Raw genomic sequence first — 835 nt, forward strand, 5'->3', positions numbered from 1 at the left:
GACACCGAGCCCGGCGCCCTCGACGCGCTCCTGCGGCTGGAGGAGGCCGCCGCCGAGCTGCCCGCCTTCCACTCCGTCGCCACCCAGCTGCACGTCCTCGCCGAGCGGGACTGACGGCCCCGCCGACCCCGCCCCGTTCCGTGACGGATGGCGCAGGTGGAGTAGGCCACAGGGCACCCGCTCGGCCGTCCGGCCCCGTATGATCGGGGTACACCGTCCGGCATGGCGAATCGGCGGGAGGGGAATGGACGTCTCAGTGTCAACTTTCGTCACACACGTAACGGTGGGCGAATTGGCGCTGAGGGGCGGGTTTCACGGGGGCGATTCCCTGCCTATCCTGAAAGGGTCGCACCCCGGTCGCCCCCCGCGACCGACGAGTAGGAGGACTCCGTGCCGCTCTCGGAGCACGAGCAGCGCATGCTCGAGCAAATGGAGCGAGCGTTGTACGCCGAAGATCCCAAGTTCGCGACAACGCTTGAGGGAAGCGGCCTGCGCACGTACACCCGGCGACGGGTCTACCAGGCGGTCGCGGGATTTCTGGTCGGCATCGCGCTCCTGATGGTCGGAGTGATCGTTCCGCAGATCTGGATCAGCGTGGTGGGCTTCCTCATCATGCTGGGGTGTGCGGTGCTCGCCGTGACGGGCTGGCGCAAGGCGCCCAAGCCTGGTGAGGCGCAGCGGGCGGGTGGGGCCGGACCGCCCCGCCGTCAGGGCCGCCAGCGCCGTTCCATGATGGACCGGATCGAGGAGCGGTGGCAGCGCCGCCGGGACGAGCAGGGCCACTGAGCGGGTTCACTGGCTGAGAACGTATGGGTGCTTTTTTTTTTTTTTTTTT

The 835-nt window shown here is 68.1% G+C and carries 1 protein-coding gene and 1 pseudogene; both read left to right on the forward strand.

Annotation, left to right across the window (positions count from 1 at the left end; genetic code table 11):
- Positions 1–114 (forward strand): annotated as a pseudogene (locus SSOG_RS51465) (SAM-dependent methyltransferase); the annotation flags it as partial.
- Positions 115–390: 276 nt separating this feature from the next.
- Positions 391–786, forward strand: a complete 396-nt coding sequence (locus SSOG_RS33245; protein ID WP_009718649.1) for a DUF3040 domain-containing protein — start codon at positions 391–393, stop codon at positions 784–786.
- The last annotated feature ends 49 nt before the right edge of the window (positions 787–835 follow it).

The sequence above is a fragment of the Streptomyces himastatinicus ATCC 53653 genome (assembly GCF_000158915.1).
GTDB classification, from domain to species: domain Bacteria; phylum Actinomycetota; class Actinomycetes; order Streptomycetales; family Streptomycetaceae; genus Streptomyces; species Streptomyces himastatinicus.